The sequence below is a fragment of the Arthrobacter sp. Leaf69 genome (genome assembly GCF_001422645.1).
Classification (GTDB): Bacteria; Actinomycetota; Actinomycetes; order Actinomycetales; family Micrococcaceae; genus Arthrobacter.
Window position 1 is genome coordinate 50,663 of the sequence record NZ_LMLR01000012.1, and the last position, 20,964, is coordinate 71,626.

The window sequence follows — 20,964 nt, forward strand, 5'->3', positions numbered from 1 at the left end:
TCACACTGAAATGGTGAGCGACGCCGAGAGGGAACCGACCATCCGCAAGGTTGCAGACCGCCTCGCCATCCGCTTCCCCGCGGCGCCCCGGCACCGGATTGAAGGAATCGTCGCGGAGGAGTACGACTCCCTGGACAGCGGGCGGATCAGAATCTACATCCCGACGCTGGTCGAAAACAGCGCCCGGAGCAGACTCCACCGGGAACTCAACACATAAGCGGGCTTTCCAGGCCGGCCCCTAGGGACTTTGGACACAGGCCCGGGCCGGTCCACCCGGCCTAAAATTGAGCATGGCCAGCTCCGGCACGCCCGGACTGGAACGAAGAACGACCCGCAGGAGCAAAAAACTCGTGTCCAGCGCGGAGATCGAAGAACTGCGCGCATTGCTTGAAGAAGTCATCAGGCTCCGGCGCAACGTCAAGCACGCCGAAACAAGCAGCGCCGGAAAGATCGACGCCGTGCGGCCCCGCCACCGCGAGAGCGCCCTCAACCTCGTTCGCTACGCCGAGCTGCGGCGCCACGACATCCGGACGGACCCGACATGGAGCTGACGGCCCTAGTCCTTATCACCGCCACGCTGTTCGTGTGGGCACTGGTGTCCGCGCGGCTTCAGCAGGCGGACCTGACCGCTCCCGTGGTGTTCACCGTTGTCGGCGCGGCCATGGCCTGGTCCGGGATCGTTGATGGCTCCTCGCCTCCGGAGGCGGTCACCCCGGTGGTCGAGATCACCCTGGTGTGGGTGCTTTTCTCCGACGCCGCCCGCCTGCCCCTCCAGCAGCTGCGCCGTGACGTGGGCCGATACGTCCGGCTGCTGGGAGTCGGGCTGCCGCTGACTATCGTGTTCGGGTGGCTCCTGGCCCTGTGGTTCTTCCCCCACTTCGGACTGTGGCTGGCCCTCCTCGTCGGCGCCGCACTGGCGCCCACCGACGCCGCTCTCGGGATCCCCGTGGTGACGAACCCGGCGGTGCCGTCACGGATCCGCCAGCTGATCACTGTCGAGAGCGGCCTCAACGACGGCATAGCCACCCCGGTGGTGATGGTCGCCATTGCCGGCGCGGCCGCCGCAGCAGGACTGGAAAGCGCCGCCGCTCCCGGCAGCGCCGCCGTCGCGCTGCTCATCGGCGCCGGCGTCGGCGCAGCAATAGGCGCCCTGGGCGGGTGGCTGCTGCAGCTGGCCCGCCGGCACGGGACTGCCGCCGAGGACTTCGCCGGCATCGGCGTCCTTGCCCTGAGCCTGCTCGCCTACACCGCCGCCCTCGCCGTGGACGGCAACGGGTTCGTCGCCGCGTTCTGCGCCGGTCTGGCGTTCGGCACGTACGCCGGCCAGCGGGGACCGGCGGAACTGGTCTTCGTCGAGCAGATGGGCGGACTGGTCTCCCTGCTGGTGTGGCTCGCATTCGGAGCCATCTCCATTCCCACCATGCTGGCGAACTTTGTCCCCCTGACGCTGGTCTATGCCGTGCTCAGCCTCACGGTGGTGCGTATGCTGCCGGTGGCCCTCGCCTCGATGGGCGCCGGCCTCGACCGGAAGACCATCCTTTTTGTGGGGTGGTTCGGTCCGCGGGGCCTGGCGTCGCTTGTGTTCGCACTGCTGGCGCTGGAAGCCCTCGGAGCAGTGTCAGATGAGGCGGTGGGCGTCATCACGGCCACTGTCCTGCTCAGTGTCCTGGCCCACGGCATCAGCGCCGCGCCGCTGGCCGCCCGCTACGGACGGGCCGCTGCCGCCGCGGGCCCGGAGCCCGGCGGTCCGGTGCCGGTCACCCCCGCCCCCGCCCGGGGCTTGAGCCGCAAGCACACCATCGTTCCGCGTTTTCGGCCGAAATGGCTTCGTCGCTGAGCCCCGATTCGCCCGGCCGGGCCGGCCGGCCCGCCGACAACGTGCCCGTGCACCGGTCCGGGACGCCTGCCGCTCCGAATCAGTTGCTGAGGCCACGACCAGAAGGTGACATGAGCGTTCAGCAGGACCCTGCTCCAAAGGAAACGGCCGTTTTGCACCGGTATGTCCTTCCCACGGAATTAGGCCCCTGCACGGTTCGTGTCCAGGAGTGCACCGACGGCCCGCCTCCCGCGTCCGGCACGGCGGATGTCTACCTTCACGGCGCCGCAGGGTCCTGGACCAGCTTCCTCCCGCTGCTTGCCGGTGTGCCGGCCCGTCCCCGGGTGCTCATTGATCTGCCCGGCTGGGGCGAATCGACGAAGGGCGCCCGGCTGGAACTATTCGGCATCGAGGCGATGGCACGGGCTGTCACGGGGGTACTGCATTCGCTCGGCTACCGGCGGTGGAACCTGGTAGGCCACTCCATGGGAGGATTCCTGGCATTGCACATTGCCGCTGCCTGGCCGGAGCGGACCGCCAGCGTCGCCGCCATTTCGGCCGCCACCTTCGGCGTGGCCGAGGCGGCCCGGCGGCCGCTGCGCGGCTTGTCCGGATTCCCCACGTTTGCCGGCATGCTGCTCCTCATGCGCTCCATGGCGGCCCTCGGGGCGGCCGGGGATGCGCTGGTCCGTGCGGTCGGCATCACCCCGGTCATGGGACTGCTGATGTCCCCGTTTTTCGCAAACCCCGCAGCCATATCCAGGCACGCGATCCGCGGGCTCGGCAACGACGCCCGGCCCGCCGGCTTTTGCGCTGCCGCCCGGGCCGCGGCGTACTACGACTTTGACCACTGGCGTGGCATCCGCTGCCCTGTGCTGGCGACCCGCGGAGACCGCGATGTGTTCACGCCTCCGTCTGATCTGGCCCGGCTGGCCGGTGTCGTCCCGCGGGCCCAGCTGGTCACCATCCCGCGTTGCGGCCACTTCGCCAATATTGAGCGGCCGGAGCAAATACGGCGGTTGATCGATAACCTGCACTCGCCGTGAGGTGTCCGCAGCGGGCCGTGGTCCCCTAACAGCCGTCTAATTGTAGTCCTGGGATTTGGGGGCCTGACGGCGGGAGCCTCCCGCCGTCGTCGTACTCCCGCTGCCGTGCGCCGCGGCGTTACGGCCGTGCCGCGGCGACGGGTGCGGCCGCCGGCGGGGCCAGGTCGAGCCGTTTGATCCGCCGGTACGCGACCCGGACGAACCGCACGCCGTTGGACGCGATACTGACCACGCCGAAGAAGGCGAAGCCGAACACGGGGTCCGCCGTCTCGGCGATCCTGAGCACGGCGATTCCGGCCAGGAAATAGATGGTCCCTTCCACGGTGTTCACGCCGAGGGAAAGCAGGCTCAGTCCGCGGGTGGACGCGCTGGCCAGGCCTTCGTACGCCGCCGGGATGGCATAGAAGAGGGTCGACACGCCCAGCATGATTCCCAGGGCGTCCCGGACCGGGATAAATAGCCCGGCCCCGATCGTGGCGAGGGCTAGAGCCGCGGCTGATCCGGCGCCGGCGAGGACAATTTCGCGCCTTTTCCGTACCGCCGTCCTGGCCACTTCCCGGCACAGGACGGCGTGGATCGCGATCCACAGCAAGTTGGCCGCCAGCACCCACCAGCTCTGGACGATCACGGCCAGGGCCAACCAGCCCAGGCCGGTACCGGCGAGAACGCCCAGGCTCAGGCCGCTGACGCCGTCGCTGGTTCCGGTGCGCTGCACGCGCCGGAGCGCGGGAACCGACCGGATGAGTTCGACGGCGATCAGGGCCAGCCCGGCCAGGGCGGCGGACGTCTCGGCGGACACGTGGCTCCTTCGGGTTCCTTGTGGCTCTCGCGCAGCTCCCTCACCATAACCGGGCGGACCGGGACGCCGTCGCCACCCAGCGCCTGTGACGATTCTCACGGGCAATAATGCGAAATCAGCTTGAGACCGTTCCGCCGCGCTGTGCACTATGGAAAGGCAGTGGCAGGGGCGTCCAAGTCCCGCCGCCGCAGCCACAGCCCCTCCCCCGCAGCAGCGGATCAGAGGGCCGGCGGCAACAGTTTTACCCATCCTGGTGGACGCAATGAGGCCAAACCGGTGAGCTCGCTGAGCTGCCCGCGGTCCGGAGCGTTCCCGGTTTGGCCCTACGGCGGCTCCGCATCGGTGCGGCAGCCGGACATCCGGATTCACGAATGGAAGCACTGAACAATGACGTTTGAAACTGCCACCTCTGTCACCCACAAGCTCTGGGACCGCTCCACGATGCACCACGAGCTCGACGCCCTGGTCCACGACCTTTCGGTCCGGCACAACACCGCCAAGTCCAACATCGCGGTCCACGCCAGCGGCCCCGGCACCTTCACGCTCAGCCTGAACAACGGCGACGCCAACCTTGAGACGGTCAACCTCTAGCACCACGCACAACCACGACGACGGCGGGTGCCTCCCGCCGTCGTCGTGTGCGTTTCAGGTCCTGCCGGCAACGACAGACAGGTTAGCCCTCCGCCGCAGCCCGCCGCATCTCTGTCTTGACCCGGTACATGTCGTGGTCGGCGGCGATCAGCAGAGCACTGGCCAGTTCCTGGTGGCCGGCCGCATCCGCGTCAGCCGGAACGGCCGTTTCCGCTGCGCCCACGGACATGCCCAGCCGGAGCTCGGCCGCCGCGACGGTGACAGCGCCTGCCAGGCAATTCCGCACGCGTTCGGCCACCGCCTCGAGCTCCGCCGGGTCTTCCAGCCGGGGGATCAGAACCACGAATTCGTCCCCGCTGTACCGCGTGACGGTGTCCGCGTCCCGCACGGCGTGCGAGAGCATCCGCGCCACGTGTTCCAGAACCCGGTCCCCCGCCGCGTGGCCCAGGGTGTCGTTGACGTGCTTGAAGTTGTTGACATCGCAAAACAGCACGCCCACGCGGTGCCGCTGCTCGCCGGCCCGCGCCAGGGCAGCCAGCAGGCTCTCCTGCAGCTGCCGCCGGTTGGGCAGTCCGGTCAGCGGGTCGTGGAGCGCCCGGTGGTGCGCCTCCTGCAGGAGCTGTGCCCGCTCCGCCTCGGCATCCTCAAGCTGCCGGTGCGCGCTGGCCAGCTCGCGTTCGTACCGCCGCCTCTCGGGGGCCGCAAAGAAGATCATCAGGTCCCGCGGCTCGGGACCGTCCGCGGTGCGGGTGATGGACAGCAGGACCGGCCTGCGCTGCCCGTCCGGCCCCAGCAGCTCGACGGAGAGCTCGCCGAGGTGGCCGTCGCGTTCCAGCTTCGGCCCGGCATGCGTGCGGTACATGAGCCGGTCGCCTGCCGGCATGAGGTCCAGCAGCCGGGTTCCGTCGAGGCCACCGTCCGCAACGCCCGTCCAGGCGCACATCGTGGCGTTCGCGGCCAGGATCGTCCCGTCGGCGCCGGCCACGATGTAGCCGGCGGGTGCCCGGTGGAAGAGCTGCCCGTAGTCGACAGTCTCGGTGGTCAATTGGCTCATGACGGCTTCAGGAACTCGAGGATGGCGGCGGCGGTTTCCTCCGGCGCGCTGCTTTGCGGGAAGTGGCCGGTGGCCGCAAGCCGGACCAGGGTGGCGTCGGGGAGCTTCGCGTGCAGGTACGTTCCCACGTGGTCCGGTGTGACGACGTCGTCGGTGCTTTGCAGGACCAGCACGGGGACGGTGACGTCGGCCAGCAGGTGCCGGACGTCGGAGAGGAACGCCACCCGGGCAAAGTCGCGGGCGACGCGGGGGCTGATCCGTCCGAAGCTGCCCTGGATTTCGTGGTCCAGTTCGGGGGCGTGCGGTGTGTTCATGTAGACCGGGGCCATCGACTCGGCCCAGACGACGTAGTTGGCGTCCAGGGATTCGAAGACGTCGTCAATGTCCTGGCGCGTGAAGCCGCCCGCGTAGCCGTCCTCGGGGTGGTCGAGGTAGCTGGGCGAGGCCGTGACCAGGACCAGGCGGCTGAACCGGCGGCTTTCGTCCCGGACAGCGGCGCTGACGGCCATCATGGACCCTACGCTGTGGCCGATGAGGGTGGCGTCCTTCAGCCCGAGTTCCGCACAGATCTCCAGCAGGTCATCGACGTAGGCGTCCAGCTTGGAATAGGTGTCCGAATCGTAGGCGGACTGGTCGGAGCCGCCGGACCCCACATGGTCCAGCAGGACCACCCGGTAGCGGTCGGTGAACCAGGGCAGGATTTTGTGCCACATCGTCTGGTCGGTGCCGAACCCGTGGGCGAACACCAGGACCGGACCGTCCTCCGGCCCGGACACCTGAACGTTGTTTCGCGTTGCCGCACCCGCCGCCATCTGCCAACCCATTCCTTGATACTCAGCTGTTGAACCCCGGCAATAATGTTCGACGGCGGACCCGCGCCTTCGCGCTTCCGGTTCGCCGTCCGGGAACGTCCGTGAGGCGCGCCTGCCGCCGCCCCGCGTTCGGCCAGTCGGCTCCCATAGTAGTCCTGTGGAGCCGCGGGGCCGGGGAGGCGTCGCCGCAGGTCATGCACGCATTGGGAGTGCCCGCCGGCTCCCGCGGTCACCTTTGGCACAGGGTCGCTGAATCGCTGGCTGAGGGCGAGGTCACTTACCTAACCCTGCGTGTGGCGGCATGGTCGACGAAGACCGGATCTGATCCGGCGACATTAAAGGGTTGCTTCTTCTTCCTGTGCCAGCCTGACCATAAGAAGTTCGTCCTCCACCGCGCGGGACGGCCAATAGTCCTTGGCCAGCTCACTTGCCCGGCCTCTGTCTGCTGCCGGGAAGAGCTTTCCGAACAGCCCGGCCGCCTGGAGCAGTGCGATCAGCGCCGTGATCCTGGCGTCGGGCGCCTTGGAAACGGTCTTGGTATCGGGCTTAGCAGGCGCGACGTCGGGCGCCTCAGCATCCGGCTTAGCGGGCGCGACGTCGGGCGCCTCAGCATCCGGCTTAGCAGGCGCGACGTCGGGCGCCTCAGCATCAGGCTTGGCGGGTTCCGGCGGCGCACCGCTGAGAGCGGCCTGGATCTTTTCCATAAGCGCCGCCTCCGGAGCGTGGTCCTTCTCCGGGTACCGCACGGTCCGAAACAGGCCCAGATGCCTCGCCCCGACATGCTCCACGATGCCCGCCGACGCCATCCCTTCGTAGACACGCTGCACTTCGGCGCGGCCTTCCAGAATGGAAACCCACTGCTTTGGAGTGTGCGGCCGGGATTTGCCACGGATGAGCCCCAGTTCGTGCTGGAAGTCCGTTTGCGGGGCGGCGCCGGTGGCCTTGATGTGTTTCCCCTGCAGCTCGATTGCCCCCACAAGGTCCAGCTCGGCCAATATTGCCCCCGCCACGGTGGTCCTGAGTGCAAACACTGGGACTTCAGGTTTGCCGTCATTGTCATTCGTCGCCAACAACAGGAAGGCCTGAGGAAGGCTCAGTTCCACCGGTTTAGGTGTTTCAGCATCCATACGATCATGGTGGCGTAGTTGCGCTGCCACCACAACGAGTATTTACAGCTGGAACTGCAGGTAGCCCCCAACCACCCCTTGACAGGTGTACGGCGTACACCATAGCCTTATGGCAGCAGGTGTACGCCGTACGCCTTGTAGGAGAGGGAGTCCCCATGAACGCCACACAGGCAGGCAGTGCCCACGAGCTGCGGGGCGCAGGCGAACGCGGCCGCAACCAGGCAGGCGCCACAATGAAAGCGGCGACCTACCGGCGGTTCGGCGGTCCGGAGGTAGTCCGCATCGAGGAGCTCCCCAAGCCTTCGCCGCGTCCGGACGAGGTCCTCATCAGGGTGCACGCGAGCACGCTCAGCGCGGCCGACCACCGGGCGCGCAGCCGGACCGTTCCGTCCGGACTGCAGGTCCTCACCGCCCTGGCACTTGGCGTCTTCAGGCCACGACGCCAGGTCCTCGGGATGGACGTTGCCGGCGTGGTCGAAGCCACCGGCTCGGACGTGACCAGATTTCGGGCCGGCGATGAGGTGGTGGCGATGCTTGGCGCCACATTCGGCGGCCATGCGGAGTACGTGACCGTCCAGCAGGACGGGCCCGTCACAGCCAAACCGCGCACCATGGGATTCGCGGAGGCCGTCACACTGGTCTTCGGCGGACTCACTGCCCAGGCCTTCCTGGCCCGCGCCGACATCGGCCCCGGCACCACGGTCCTCATCAACGGGGCCTCCGGCGCCGTGGGCACAGCAGCGGTGCAGCTCGCCAAGAATTTGGGCGCCCACGTCACCGCCGTCTGCAGCGGCGGAAACCGCGGGCTGGTGGCCTCCCTCGGCGCAGACCACGTGATCGACTACACCGCCGAGGACTTCACGGCACGGGGACAGACCTACGACGTCATCATGGACTGCGTGGGCAATGCACCCTTCACGCGTGTGGCCGCCTGCCTGAACCCGGGCGGCGCCCTGCTCCTGGTCATCGCCGACCTCAAAGGGATACTGCAGGCACCCCGCAAGACCCGCAGGAGCGGAAAGCTTGTCACGGCCGGCGATCCCAGGCTCCACTACACTGCGGAAGACCTGGCTTCCCTCGTGCGCCTCGCGGAAGACGGCCGATACCAGGCCGTCATCGACCGGACCTATCCCCTCGCCGAGATCGTGCAGGCGCACCGCTTTGTTGATACCGGGCGGAAACGGGGAAACGTCATCGTGCAGATCGCCGGTGAATCCCCCAAAGACTGAACGCTTCAATAACCCGCCTCAAGCGGGCAGTACCACCATGCCGGCGAACTGAAACAACAAAGCGGACGACGGCGGGGCCTCCCGCCGTCGACCGCTGGCGCTTCGCGGGGCGCGCAGTCATTACGCGGTACACGGCAACCTGGGCAAGTAACTGGCGGCCCAATGTCGGGTAGCGGGTACTCGTGCGCCCGGACGCGGCCCGCTCGTACCGTCAAAGTGTGCGTTTCGTGTGACGCCTAACAGGAGGCCCGGGGGGGCTCCAGGGACTCAGTGGTTCCTTCCTCCCGTTGATCGGGAGGAGAGACAGTGAAACATCCGGTTCCTGAGCGCCTGCCTCAGCCCGGGCGTCTTGCGGTCGCCCTCTGCGCAGCCTTTGTTGCCAAATCTCCTCTTGGCCCCTATCCACCTGCTCATGTTCGAGTCACTCCGCGCCATCGTCCTCGGCAGATCCCTGTTCCTGGCCGTGGTTCCAGGTTGCGCCCGGACGTGCCGTCGGATGGTCTCCCCCTGCACGCACCAGCCGCGCCGTCCTCAAATCTAGGAGCTTTCCGTGACCCCTGAGCTACAGCCCAGAAAGCCGGGGCGCGGCCGAAGGAAATTGCTGTTGGCGCTGGCAGGCCTCATCACGGCAGGAGTGATTTTTGGTTTCGTCGTGGTCCCCGGCGTGGCCGAACCCGGTCCGCTGCCCGCCGTCGACGGAACTATCCACGTTGATCTGGAGACGGCCGTCAACGAGTTCCCGGGCACCCGTGCCCTGGGCGCCGGCGTCGATGGCCTGGAGCAAGGCGAAATCGACAAGGTCTGGACACCCTCGAACATCCAGGCCATGAAGGCGGCCGGCTTCGGGCCGATCAGCTACCGGCTCCGCACCGAACTCGGCGTCAAGGCCTGGCACTGGAATCCGCGCGGGACATGGAGCGACCCCGCTGCCGGGCAGGGGTATTGGGTTTCATCCGATGAACCCCGGGAGGATTACAAGGCGTCCCAGGGGTACCGCCTTCCCCGGCGCGGAAACACCATCGATCAAGCAAAGAACGACGGCTACTCCCGGCTCACCGACGGAGACCCCACCACGTTCTGGAAAAGCAACCCGTACCTCGACTCGCACTTCACCGGAGAGGCAGATGACCTGAACCCGCAGTGGATCATGGCCGCGTTTCGCCACGCTTTCCCGATAGACACCCTGAAGTTCGACTGGGGGACGCCGTTCGCGACGGAATTCAAGGTGCAGTACTGGTCCGGCAAGGACGCCCATTTTCCGGTCGACGGCGGGAAATGGATCGATTTCCCGCAAAGCTCACACAAGGGCACTGGTGGCACCCAGACCGTACGGATCGCGCCGAAACCGATGGAAGTGCAGTATCTGCGTGTCGCGTTGACCAAGGATTCCGATACCGCCCCGGCGGGCTCCACTGACGTTCGCGACAAGCTGGGATTCGCCCTTCGCGAGCTCTCCATCGGCCAGACCATCGACGGCCGTTTTGATGATCACGTCACCCACTTGCCGTCACAGGAGCAGACGGAGATGTGGACCTCCTCGACCGACCCCTGGCACCGCGCGGGCGACATCGACAAACACTACGAGCACGCGAGCTTCGAGCGGCTCTTCGAAGGCGGCATCACCAACGGCCAGCCGATGATGGTGCCCGCCCCCGCACTGTACGGCGTACCGGAAGACTCGGCGGCCCTGGTGCGCTATCTAAAAAAACGCGGCTACCCGGTGGAACGCATCGAGATCGGCGAGGAACCTGACGGCCAACTCGCCCAGCCCGAACACTACGGCGCGCTGTACCTGCAGATGGCCCGGGCGATGAAAGAGGTGGACCCTGCCCTGGAGTTTGGAGGCCCGGGCTATCAGACGACTTTGCCGGACTGGGTGCACTGGCCCGACGCAAACGGCGAGAGGTCCTGGACCGGCCGCTTCGTGTCATACCTGCGCGACCGCAACGCGATGGAGGACTTCGATTTCTTCTCTTTCGAGTGGTACCCGTTCGACGACGTCTGCGCCGATCCCAGCGCGCCACTGGCCCGGCACCCCAAGCTCCTGTCGGACCTGCTGGCCCGGCAGGAAAAGGCTGGCCTTCCACCCGACGTGCCCAAGGTGATCACCGAATACGGCTACTCCTCCTTTGCCGGCCAGGTCGAAGTGGAACTGCCCGGGGCCATGATCAACGCCGAAACGGCCGCCATGTTCCTGGCCATGGGCGGCGAGACCAGCTATTACTACGGGCTGGAACCGAACTGGGTTTTCCAGGAAAAAGAAGGCAAGAAGTGCAACTCCTGGGGCAACCTGATGATGCTGCAGTTCCACGATAACTGGCGGATCCGGCCGCTGGCCGCCTTCCAGGCGGCCCGGCTGGTGAACGAGTACTGGGTGCAGGACGGGGACGGCCTCCACACCGTTCACGCCGCGACCAGCGACCTCCACAATTCACGGGGCGAGCCGCTGGTCACCGCCTACGCGCTACGCCGGCCGGACGGCAGCCTGGGCGTGCTCCTGTTCAACAAGGACCCGGACCGGACACTTAAGGTCCGCCTGATGCAAAAAACGGACGGCGCCCACGAAGTCATCGACGAAGAGCTCCGGCTCGACCAGTACTCTGCCGAACAGTACAGCTGGCACTCCACCCAAGGTAAAGGCAACGGCGGACACCCCGAACCCAACGACCCGCCTGCCCCAAGCGTGATCAGTGCCGATGCTGCCGGCACCATTACCCTGCCACCGCACAGCATCTCCGTGGCCGTGACACAGCCCTGACTAGAGCACCTTGCGGACGGATTCCTCGAAGCTGACCACATGGTGCAGGGCGAGTTCAGCCGCGCGGTCCTCGTCGCCGTCGGCAATCGCGGTCAGCAGCTCCACGTGCTCCACGATGTGGCCGCTCACTGAGGGCACCTTGTCCAAGACCAGGCACCAGATGCGGGTGGCCAGGTTGTCGTAGCGGATGAGGGTGTCTTCGAGGTGCGGGTTGGCGGCAGCTTTGTAGATCAGCCGGTGCACGGTGAGGTCGTACCGCATGAGCTCGCGCGAGCCGCCCGTTCCGGGATCCAGCTGTGCGATGGTGTCGGCGACGTGCATCAGTTCGCGGCGCATGGCGTCGCTGGCCCGGCTGGCAGCACGGCGTGCAGCCAGTGGCTCCAGGAGTTCCCGGATTTCCGAGACGTCCGCCAGCTCGGTGAAGTCCACCGTGGTGGCGAAGGTACCCCGGCGCGGGTAGGAAATCACCAGGTGGTCCACCTCCAGCCGCTTGATCGCCTCGCGCACCGGGGTGCGGCCGAAGCCGAGCTCTGCGGCCAGCTGCCCGTCGTTGATCGGCTCGCCCGGCCGGATCTCCAGCATGATCAGCTTGTCGCGCAGCTGCCGGTAGGCGGCCTCCGCCTGGGACAGCGCCTGGTCCTCGGCGAGGGGCAGGGCAGGAAGTGCGTTCAAGGCACCGCTCCGTTCTGTGCTACTCAGTGTCCGGGTCCCAACCGGGAGCTCCGTGCCACTTTGCGTCCGGCTATTGACTCTGTTGTGATCTCGATCATAGCATTGACCTCACACTGATATATCAGTCACCACGACAGTGGTATTTCAAAGGAGCATCCGTGGTTGAGCAGTTGAACGAGCGACTTTCCGCAGTCGATCCCGAGGTCCAGCAGGCCATTGCCCGTGAGCTGGGCCGCCAGCAGTCGACGCTGGAAATGATTGCCTCGGAGAATTTTGCCCCCGCGGCGGTCATGGAGGCGCAGGGCTCGGTCCTGACGAACAAGTACGCCGAGGGTTACCCCGGCAAGCGCTACTACGGCGGCTGCGAGCACGTGGACGTTGTGGAGCAGCTGGCCATCGACCGGGTCAAGGCCCTGTTCGGCGCTGAATACGCCAACGTCCAGCCGCACTCCGGCGCCCAGGCCAATGCCGCCGCCATGTTCGCCCTGCTGAACCCGGGCGACACCATCATGGGACTGGACCTGGCGCACGGCGGCCATCTCACCCACGGGATGCGCATCAACTTCTCCGGCAAGCTCTACAACGTGGTCCCGTACCACGTGCGGGAATCGGACTTCCGGGTGGACATGGCCGAGGTCGAGGCGCTGGCCCTGGAACACCGCCCGCGGCTGATCGTGGCGGGCTGGTCCGCGTACTCCCGCCAGCTCGACTTCGCCGAGTTCCGCCGGATCGCCGACCTGGTGGACGCGTACCTCATGGTGGACATGGCGCACTTCGCCGGCCTGGTGGCCGCGGGGCTGCACCCCAACCCGGTGCCCTACGCCGACGTCGTCACCACCACCACACACAAGACCCTCGGCGGCCCGCGCGGCGGAGTCATCCTCGCCAGGGAGAAGTACGCCAAGAAGATCAACTCTGCCGTGTTCCCCGGCCAGCAGGGCGGGCCGTTGGAGCATGTTATTGCCGCCAAGGCCGTGGCGTTCAAGCTGGCCGGAACCCCGGAATTCAAGGAACGCCAGGAGCGCGTCCTGCAGGGATCGAAGCTGCTGGCCGAACGGCTTCTCCGGGTCGACGTGGCCGCAGCCGGCATCTCCGTGGTGAACGGCGGCACCGACGTCCACCTGGTCCTGGTGGACCTGCGCAACTCCGAGCTGGACGGGCAGCAGGCCGAAGACGCGCTGCACCGGGTGGGCATCACGGTCAACCGGAACGCCGTCCCGTTCGACCCCCGCCCGCCGATGGTGTCCTCCGGACTCCGGATCGGCACCCCGGCCCTGGCAACCCGCGGCTTCGGCGCGGTGGAATTCGCCGAGGTCGCGGACATCATCGCGACGGCGCTGATCGCCGCCTCCGCAGTTGCCGGCACGAACAGCGGAACCGGCGGCGGCTCCTCCAGCGACGACGCCGCCGTCGAACTCCGCGCCCGGGTCACCGCCCTGGCCGAGCAGTTCCCCCTCTACCCGCATCTTTCCCCGGACGACAGCGGCACCGAGATCGCCGCGTTCGAATCAGACATGATCGGAGCATCACAGTGAGCACGCAGCAGCTTCCGGAACACCCGGATTTCCTTTGGCGGAACCCCGAGCCCAAGTCCTCGTACGACGCCGTCATTGTCGGCGGCGGCGGGCACGGCCTGGCGACGGCGTACTTCCTGGCCAAGAACCACGGGATGACCAACATCGCCGTCCTGGAAAAGGGCTGGCTGGCCGGCGGCAACATGGCCCGCAACACCACCATCATCCGTTCCAACTACCTCTGGGACGAGAGCGCGGCCATCTACGAGCACGCCCTCAAACTCTGGGAAATCCTGCCCGAGGAGCTCGAATACGACTTCCTGTTCAGCCAGCGCGGCGTCATGAACCTGGCCCACACCCTGGGGGACGTCCGCGAAAGCATCCGGCGCGTGGGGGCGAACAAGCTCAACGGCGTGGACGCTGAGTGGCTGGACCCGCAGCAGGTGAAGGAACTCTGCCCCATCCTGAACATCAGCGACAACATCCGCTACCCGGTGATGGGCGCCACGTACCAGCCGCGCGCCGGCATCGCCAAGCATGACCACGTCGCCTGGGCCTTCGCCCGCAAATGCGACGAACTCGGCGTGGACATCATCCAGAACTGCGAAGTCACCGGCTTCGTCAAGGACGGCAACCGCGTGGTGGGCGTGAAGACCAACCGGGGCACCATCAACACCGAAAAGGTGGGCCTGTGCGCCGCCGGGCACAGCTCGGTCCTCGCGGAAATGGCCGGCTTCCGGCTTCCCATCCAGTCCCACCCGCTCCAGGCATTGGTGTCCGAACTCCACGAGCCGGTCCACCCCACGGTGGTCATGTCCAACCACGTCCACGTCTACGTCTCCCAGGCCCACAAGGGCGAACTGGTCATGGGCGCCGGCGTCGATTCCTACAACGGCTACGGCCAGCGCGGCTCCTTTCATGTGATCGAGCACCAGATGGCGGCCGCCGTCGAACTCTTCCCCATCTTCGCCCGGGCCCACGTACTCCGGACCTGGGGCGGGATCGTGGACACCACCCTGGACGCCTCTCCGATCGTCGGCACGTCCCCGGTGGACAACATGTTCGTGAACTGCGGATGGGGAACCGGCGGCTTCAAGGCCACCCCGGCTGCCGGACTCACCTTCGCCCACACCATCGCCACCGGGTCCCCGCACAAGCTGAACCAGCCGTTTGCGCTGGAACGCTTCGAAACCGGAGCCCTGATCGACGAACACGGCGCCGCCGCCGTGGCCCACTAGCCGCCGTCCATTAGAAAGAAGACGCACATGCTGCTCATCTCCTGCCCCAACTGCGGCTCGCGCGACGAGACCGAGTTCCACTACGGCGGCCAGGCCCACGTGCCCTACCCGGAGAACCCGAACGACCTGAGCGACCGGGAATGGGCCGAGTTCCTGTTCTACCGCGACAACACCAAGGGCGCGTTCGCCGAACGCTGGCTGCACAGCACCGGCTGCCGCCAGTGGTTCAACATGCTCCGCGACACGGTCACCTACGACATCCAGGCCGTCTACCCTATGGGCGCCCCCCGCCCCGCCGGAGCCCCCGATGCCCTATCAGTTGTTGTCCCTAAAAGGCCCCTGAAGCAACCAGAACTGATAGAGCAACCGGGTTCAGCGCCCGGCACCGCCGCCCCCAGCACCAGCACCACCGCCCCGGAAGGAGCAACCAAGTGACTTCCCAGAACGCCCGCCTCGCCGCCGGCGGACGCATCGACCGCACCATTTCCTGGCGTTTCACCGTGGACGGCGAGGAATTCACCGGCCACCCCGGCGACACGCTCGCCTCGGCCCTGCTCGCCAACGGCCGGATCACCGCCGGCAACTCGCTCTACGAGGACCGGCCCCGCGGCATCCTGGCGGCCGGCGTGGAGGAACCCAACGCGCTGGTCCGCGTCGAGCCGCGGTTCCCGGGCCACGTGGCCGAGTCCATGCTTCCCGCCACCACGGTCACGCTGGTGGACGGGCTGAAGGCGGACATGCTCAACGGTCTGGGCCGCCTGGACCCGGCCGATGACCGCGCCGAGTACGACAAGAAGTACGTGCACATGGACGTCCTGGTGATCGGCGGCGGCCCGGCCGGCCTGGCCGCGGCCCGCGAGGCCGCACGCACCGGTGCCCGCGTGATGCTGATGGACGACCAGCCCGAACTGGGCGGGTCGCTGCTGTCCGGCTCCACGTCGCCCGGGCTGGCCGGGACAATCGAGGGCAAGCCGGCGCTGGACTGGGTGGCGGACATCGAAGCCGAACTCGTCTCCGGCGCCGAATGCACCGTCCTGAACCGCACCACGGCCTTCGGCGCCTACGACGCGAACTACGTCATCGCCGTCCAGAACCGCACGGACCACCTGTCCAGCCCTGCCGCCTCCGGGGTCTCGCGGCAGCGTATTTGGCACATCCGCGCCAACCAGGTGGTCCTGGCCCCCGGCGCTCACGAACGCCCGCTGGTCTTCGAGAACAACGACAGGCCCGGCATCATGCTCGCATCGGCCGTCCGCAGCTACCTCAACCGCTATGCGGTGGCCGCAGGGCAGCGCGTGGTCATCGGCACCACCAACGACAGCGCCTACGCCCTGGCCGCAGACCTGCGGGCCGCCGGCGTCAAGGTCGCCGCCGTCGTGGACGCCCGCCCCAGGCTGACCGACGTCGCGGCTGCCGCCGCTGAATCCGGCACCCGGGTGCTGATCGGCAGCGCCGTGGCCAACACCGCCACAGCAGCGTCGGCCGGCGGCGGCCGGTTGACCAGTGTCACCGTCCGCAGCATCAACGACGACGGCGAACTCACCTCCGGCGTCGAAGAGATCGCCTGCGACGTGCTGGCCGTCTCCGGCGGCTGGAGCCCGCTGGTCCACCTCCACTCCCAGCGGCAGGGCAAGCTGCGCTGGGACGAGGACCTGGCGGCCTTCGTGCCGAGCACTGTGGTTCCCAACCAGCAGATTGTGGGCTCCGGGCGCGGCAGCTTCGAATTGGTTGACTGCCTCGCCGAGGGCAGCTCCGCCGGAACCGCGGCCGCCATCGCCGCCGGCTTCAGCCCGGAAAATTCGAACGCAGTCGCCGATCCGCTGGTCCTCTCCGAGCCGAAAGCGTCCGCCCCCACCCGCCAGCTGTGGCTGGTACCCGGGCAGACGGGCACGCCGGACGACTGGCACCACCACTTCGTCGACTTCCAGCGGGACCAGAGCGTGGCCGACGTCCTGCGCTCCACCGGGGCCGGGCTGCGGTCCGTGGAGCACATCAAGCGCTATACCTCGATCAGCACCGCGAACGACCAGGGAAAGACCTCCGGCGTCAACGCGATCGGCGTGATCGCCGCGGCGCTCCGGCATGCCGGCGAGGCCTCCCGCGGCATTGGCGACATCGGCACCACCACTTACCGGGCGCCGTTCACCCCCGTGGCGTTCGCGGCCCTCGCCGGACGCCAGCGCGGCGAACTGTTCGACCCCGCCCGCGTCACCTCGATCCACCCGTGGCACGTGGCCCAAGGCGCCTTATTCGAGGATGTGGGGCAGTGGAAGCGCCCCTGGTACTACCCGCAGAACGGCGAGGACATGGACACCGCGGTGCTCCGCGAATGCGCCGCCGTCCGCGAGTCCGTGGGCTTTATGGACGCCACCACCCTGGGCAAGATCGAAATCCGGGGCAAGGACGCCGGTGAATTCCTTAACCGGATCTACACCAACGCGTTCAAGAAGCTCGCCCCCGGTTCCGCCCGCTACGGCGTGATGTGCATGGCCGACGGCATGATTTTCGACGACGGCGTGACCCTGCGCCTCGATGAGGACCGGTACTTCATGACCACCACCACGGGCGGCGCCGCGAAGGTGCTGGACTGGCTGGAGGAATGGCTGCAGACCGAATGGCCCGACCTGGACGTGCACTGCACCTCGGTGACCGAACAGTGGACCACGATCGCCGTCGTCGGGCCCAAATCCCGTGCGGTGCTCGCGAAAGTGGCGCCCGACCTCGCCGCGGGCGGCGGGCTGGAGGCGGATGCCTTCCCGTTTATGACCTTCCGCGAAACCACCCTCGCCTCCGGCGTGCAGGCGCGGATCTGCCGCATCTCGTTCTCCGGCGAACTGGCCTACGAGATCAACGTGCCGGCCTGGTACGGGCTGAACACCTGGGAAGCCGTCGCCGCCGCCGGGGCCGAATTCAACATCACCCCGTACGGCACCGAAACCATGCACGTGCTCCGCGCCGAAAAGGGCTACCCGATCGTCGGTCAGGACACCGACGGGACCGTCACCCCGCAGGACGCCGGGATGGAATGGGTGGTCTCAAAGGTCAAAGACTTCATCGGCAAGCGCTCCTACGCCCGGGCCGACGCAGGGCGCGAGGACCGCAAGCACCTGGTCAGCGTCCTTCCCGTGGACGGCTCGCTGCGGCTGCCGGAGGGCAGCCAGCTCGTGGAGAAGGGGATCACCACTAACCCCGCGTACGGCCCCGTCCCGATGCAGGGCTTTGTGACCTCGAGCTACCACAGCGCCGCACTCGGCAGGTCGTTCGCCCTGGCCCTGATCAAAAACGGCCGCAACCGCATCGGCGAGACCCTCGTGGCCGCCGCCGGCGACCAGCTGGTTGATGTGGTCGTCGCCGAAACCGTACTTTTTGACCCCGAAGGGACCCGCAAAGATGGCTAACACCGCAGCACTCACCGGCATCAATGGACTCCGCGAAATCCGCCGCAGCCCGGCCTCGCACCTGGCCGCAGCACTGGAATCCGGCTCCGTCCCGGGAACGGTGGTCCTCAAGGAGGGCCCGTTCCAGACCATGGCCGGGGTCCGCGTCGACCCCGCGTCCGAGGCAGCGTCACGGATCGCCTCCGTCACCGGCGGCCTGCCGGCCCGCTGCGGCGAGGTGGCCGGCACGGAGCAGGCCAGCGTCCTGTGGCTGGGACCGTCCGAGTTCCTGGTGGTGGCACCCGAGGAAGACCACGACACCCTGGGCGGAGACCTGCTGGGCTCCCTCACCGCCGCCCTGGGCGACGCCCCGGGGCAGGTGGTGGACCTCTCCGCGAACCGCACCACGTTCGAGCTCACCGGCCCGCGGGCCCGGGCGGTGCTGGAGAAGGGCTGCGCCCTGGACCTGCACCCGCGCAGCTTCACGCCGGGGACCGCCCTGGCGACGGAGGTCGGCAACATCCCGGTGGTCCTGCTGAAGAACGGGGAGGAGAGCTTCCGGCTGTTCCCCCGCGCCTCGTTCGCAGACTTCCTGGGGCGGTGGCTCCTGGATGCCATGAGGGAGTTCGCTTCCCCCGAGGTGCCCTGATGGCCCTCAGCGTCCTCGACCTGTTCTCCGTAGGCATCGGGCCGTCGTCGTCACACACGGTCGGCCCGATGCGGGCGGCGAAGCTGTTCGCCGACGGGCTCAAGGGTGACGGCCACCTGAGCGCCACGGTCCGGGTCCAGGCCGAACTGTTCGGCTCGCTCGGCGCCACCGGCCGGGGCCACGGCTCCGACAAGGCCGTGGTGCTGGGCCTCCAGGGCCTGGACCCGGAAACCGTGGACACCTCCACCGCGGACGACCAGGTGGCCGCGGCCGCGCTCGACGCCGAACTCCGGATCGGCGGGGACCACCGGGTGGACTTCAACTGGGACGAGGACGTGGTGCTGCACCGCCGCAAGTCCCTGCCCGCCCACCCCAACGGCATGACGTTCCGGGCGCTGGACCACACCGGCGCCGTCCTCAGCGAACGGAGCTTCTATTCCGTTGGGGGCGGCTTCGTGGTTGACGGCGACGCCGACGCCGGCGACCAACTGGTGGCCGACGACACCCCGCTGCCTTACCCCTTCACCACGGCCGACGAACTGCTGGCGATCTGTCAGCGGGAGAGCATGTCCATCTCCGGCGTGATGCTCGCCAACGAGCTGGTGTGGCACGGCGAGGCGGAACTGCGCGAGAAGCTGCTGGGGCTCTGGGCCGTTATGCGCCAATGCGTGGACAACGGCTGCGCCGCGGAAGGAATCCTTCCCGGCGGGCTGAACGTCCGGCGCCGGGCGCCGTCGCTCTTCCAGACCCTGACGGCGGACACCGGCGTCACCGACCCGCTCCGGGCCATGGAGTGGGTGAACCTTTTCGCCCTTGCCGTCAACGAGGAAAACGCCGCCGGCGGGCGCATCGTCACCGCCCCCACCAACGGTGCGGCCGGCATTGTGCCCGCTGTGCTGCACTACTACGTCAAGTTTGTTCCCGGAGCCGACGACGACGGTGTGGTCCGCTTCCTGCTGGCGGCGGCCGCCGTCGGGATCCTGTTCAAGATCAACGCCTCCATCTCCGGCGCGGAGGTGGGCTGCCAGGGGGAGGTGGGTTCCGCCTGCTCCATGGCGGCCGCGGGGCTGTGCGAGGTGCTCGGCGGCACGCCCGAACAGGTGGAGAACGCCGCCGAAGTGGGGATCGAGCACAACCTCGGCCTGACCTGCGACCCCGTGGGCGGCCTGGTGCAGATTCCCTGCATCGAACGGAACGCGATCGCCAGCGTGAAGGCCATCAACGCCGCGCGGCTGGCGCTGCACGGCGACGGCAGCCACAAGGTGTCGCTGGATAAAGCCATCAAAACCATGCGTGAGACAGGAGCGGACATGAAAACCAAATACAAGGAGACCTCCCGCGGAGGCCTCGCCGTCAATGTGATCGAGTGCTGAGCCATGACTGCCATCGAAGCTGAAACCTCCCTCCCCCGGCCGGCCACCACCGTGGAGCATGTCCTGACGCTGGACTGCAGGGAATCCCCCGGCATCGTCCACGCCGTCTCCGGTTTCCTGCTGGAACACGGCTGCGACATCATCGACAACCAGCAGTTCGGCGAGCGCTCCGAGGGGCACTTCTTTATGCGGGTGCATTTTGCGTCCGACGGCGATGCGTCCACCGCGGACACCCTGCGGGCCGCGTTCGCCCCGGTGGCCGACCACTTCGGGATGAGCTGGCGGCTGGAGCCGCACGGTTCCAAGCGCCGCGTGCTGATCATGGTGTCCAAGTTCGGGCATTGCCTCAACGACCTGCTGTTCCGCGCCCGGATCGGCGAACTTCCCGTCGACGTGGTGGCCGTGGTGTCCAACCACACGGACCACCAGGCGCTGGTGGAATGGCACGGCATCCCGTTCTTCCACGTGCCCGTCACCGCCGCCACCAAGCCCGAGGCGGAGGGCCGGCTGCTGGAGCTCATTGACCAGTTCGACGTCGAACTGGTGGTCCTGGCCCGCTACATGCAGGTCCTCAGCGACGAACTCACGCGCAAGCTGGACGGCCGGGCCATCAATATCCACCATTCGTTCCTGCCCAGCTTCAAGGGCGCCAAGCCGTACCACCAGGCCTACGCACGTGGCGTGAAGACCGTGGGGGCCACCGCCCACTACGTCAACGCGGAGCTGGACGAGGGGCCCATCATTTCCCAGCAGGTGGTGGAGGTGGACCACACGTACGGGCCGGAAGACCTGGTCGCGGCCGGCCGGGACACCGAGTGCAAGGCGCTCAGCAACGCCGTGCGCTGGCACTGCGAAGGCCGCGTGATCCTGCAGGGAAACAGGACCGTGGTCCTGAAGTAGCCTGCGTGG

General features: G+C 67.7%; 19 protein-coding genes. 14 read left to right on the forward strand and 5 right to left on the reverse strand.

Going from position 1 to position 20,964, the window contains the following annotated elements; all coding sequences use genetic code 11:
* Positions 1-13 precede the first annotated feature (13 nt).
* From ASE96_RS11575 to ASE96_RS11590, 4 genes are all read left to right on the forward strand, one after another.
* Positions 14-217 (forward strand): three-helix bundle dimerization domain-containing protein, encoded by a 204-nt coding sequence (locus ASE96_RS11575; protein WP_235500227.1) that lies wholly within the window; start codon positions 14-16, stop codon positions 215-217.
* A gap of 73 nt (positions 218-290) precedes the next feature.
* Positions 291-551 carry a hypothetical protein gene (locus tag ASE96_RS11580; RefSeq protein ID WP_162238824.1) on the forward strand — a complete coding sequence of 87 codons (261 nt, stop codon included), beginning with the start codon at positions 291-293 and terminating at the stop codon, positions 549-551.
* Positions 542-1,837, forward strand: coding sequence for a cation:proton antiporter domain-containing protein (locus tag ASE96_RS11585; RefSeq protein WP_056430226.1), 1,296 nt, complete (start codon positions 542-544; stop codon positions 1,835-1,837). The genes ASE96_RS11580 and ASE96_RS11585 overlap by 10 nt, the downstream gene beginning before the upstream one ends.
* A 110-nt stretch (positions 1,838-1,947) precedes the next feature.
* A complete protein-coding gene (locus tag ASE96_RS11590; protein ID WP_162238825.1) occupies positions 1,948-2,862 on the forward strand; it encodes an alpha/beta fold hydrolase in 915 nt (304 codons plus the stop codon).
* Positions 2,863-2,980: 118 nt separating this feature from the next.
* Here ASE96_RS11590 and ASE96_RS11595 read toward each other — a convergent pair whose 3' ends face one another.
* Positions 2,981-3,661, reverse strand: coding sequence for a hypothetical protein (locus tag ASE96_RS11595; RefSeq protein WP_056430230.1), 681 nt, complete (start codon positions 3,659-3,661; stop codon positions 2,981-2,983).
* Positions 3,662-4,048: 387 nt separating this feature from the next.
* Between ASE96_RS11595 and ASE96_RS11600 the strand changes: the two genes are divergently transcribed.
* Positions 4,049-4,252, forward strand: a complete 204-nt coding sequence (locus ASE96_RS11600) for a hypothetical protein (protein ID WP_056430232.1) — start codon at positions 4,049-4,051, stop codon at positions 4,250-4,252.
* An 82-nt stretch (positions 4,253-4,334) separates the two neighbouring features.
* On the opposite strand, the gene ASE96_RS11605 is transcribed toward ASE96_RS11600, so the two are convergent.
* The 3 genes from ASE96_RS11605 to ASE96_RS11615 form a co-directional block, all read right to left on the reverse strand.
* The gene (locus ASE96_RS11605; RefSeq protein WP_056430235.1) at positions 4,335-5,306 is read right to left on the reverse strand and encodes a sensor domain-containing protein; all 972 of its coding nucleotides are present in this window, start codon (positions 5,304-5,306) and stop codon (positions 4,335-4,337) included.
* Positions 5,303-6,130: an alpha/beta fold hydrolase gene (locus tag ASE96_RS11610; protein WP_235500229.1), complete on the reverse strand. Its 828-nt coding sequence runs from the start codon at positions 6,128-6,130 to the stop codon at positions 5,303-5,305. The genes ASE96_RS11605 and ASE96_RS11610 overlap by 4 nt, the downstream gene beginning before the upstream one ends.
* A 323-nt stretch (positions 6,131-6,453) precedes the next feature.
* Positions 6,454-7,245, reverse strand: coding sequence for a GOLPH3/VPS74 family protein (locus ASE96_RS11615; RefSeq protein ID WP_056430240.1), 792 nt, complete (start codon positions 7,243-7,245; stop codon positions 6,454-6,456).
* Between the two features lie 155 nt (positions 7,246-7,400).
* Between ASE96_RS11615 and ASE96_RS11620 the strand changes: the two genes are divergently transcribed.
* Positions 7,401-8,474, forward strand: coding sequence for an NAD(P)-dependent alcohol dehydrogenase (locus tag ASE96_RS11620; RefSeq protein WP_235500230.1), 1,074 nt, complete (start codon positions 7,401-7,403; stop codon positions 8,472-8,474).
* Between the two features lie 604 nt (positions 8,475-9,078).
* On the forward strand, positions 9,079-11,232 hold the full coding sequence (locus ASE96_RS11625; RefSeq protein WP_056430243.1) for a discoidin domain-containing protein: 2,154 nt from the start codon (positions 9,079-9,081) through the stop codon (positions 11,230-11,232).
* Here ASE96_RS11625 and ASE96_RS11630 read toward each other — a convergent pair whose 3' ends face one another.
* Positions 11,233-11,904, reverse strand: coding sequence for a GntR family transcriptional regulator (locus ASE96_RS11630; protein ID WP_056430245.1), 672 nt, complete (start codon positions 11,902-11,904; stop codon positions 11,233-11,235).
* A 158-nt stretch (positions 11,905-12,062) separates the two neighbouring features.
* Here ASE96_RS11630 and glyA point away from each other — a divergent pair, with 158 nt between their 5' ends.
* The 7 genes from glyA to purU are packed head-to-tail and all read left to right on the forward strand — an operon-like array spanning position 12,063 to position 20,955.
* Positions 12,063-13,439 carry a serine hydroxymethyltransferase gene (gene glyA, locus ASE96_RS11635; RefSeq protein WP_056430248.1) on the forward strand — a complete coding sequence of 459 codons (1,377 nt, stop codon included), beginning with the start codon at positions 12,063-12,065 and terminating at the stop codon, positions 13,437-13,439.
* Positions 13,436-14,656 (forward strand): sarcosine oxidase subunit beta family protein, encoded by a 1,221-nt coding sequence (locus ASE96_RS11640; protein WP_056430251.1) that lies wholly within the window; start codon positions 13,436-13,438, stop codon positions 14,654-14,656. Before glyA ends, ASE96_RS11640 begins: the two co-directional genes overlap by 4 nt.
* 27 nt (positions 14,657-14,683) lie before the next feature.
* Positions 14,684-15,091: a sarcosine oxidase subunit delta gene (locus tag ASE96_RS11645; RefSeq protein ID WP_056430253.1), complete on the forward strand. Its 408-nt coding sequence runs from the start codon at positions 14,684-14,686 to the stop codon at positions 15,089-15,091.
* Positions 15,088-18,054: a sarcosine oxidase subunit alpha family protein gene (locus ASE96_RS11650; RefSeq protein ID WP_056430256.1), complete on the forward strand. Its 2,967-nt coding sequence runs from the start codon at positions 15,088-15,090 to the stop codon at positions 18,052-18,054. The genes ASE96_RS11645 and ASE96_RS11650 overlap by 4 nt, the downstream gene beginning before the upstream one ends.
* Positions 18,047-18,682 (forward strand): sarcosine oxidase subunit gamma, encoded by a 636-nt coding sequence (locus ASE96_RS11655; RefSeq protein ID WP_056430259.1) that lies wholly within the window; start codon positions 18,047-18,049, stop codon positions 18,680-18,682. The genes ASE96_RS11650 and ASE96_RS11655 overlap by 8 nt, the downstream gene beginning before the upstream one ends.
* On the forward strand, positions 18,682-20,055 hold the full coding sequence (locus ASE96_RS11660; protein ID WP_056430262.1) for an L-serine ammonia-lyase: 1,374 nt from the start codon (positions 18,682-18,684) through the stop codon (positions 20,053-20,055). The genes ASE96_RS11655 and ASE96_RS11660 overlap by 1 nt, the downstream gene beginning before the upstream one ends.
* 3 nt (positions 20,056-20,058) lie before the next feature.
* Positions 20,059-20,955 (forward strand): formyltetrahydrofolate deformylase, encoded by an 897-nt coding sequence (gene purU, locus ASE96_RS11665; protein WP_056430266.1) that lies wholly within the window; start codon positions 20,059-20,061, stop codon positions 20,953-20,955.
* Positions 20,956-20,964: the final 9 nt, after the last annotated feature.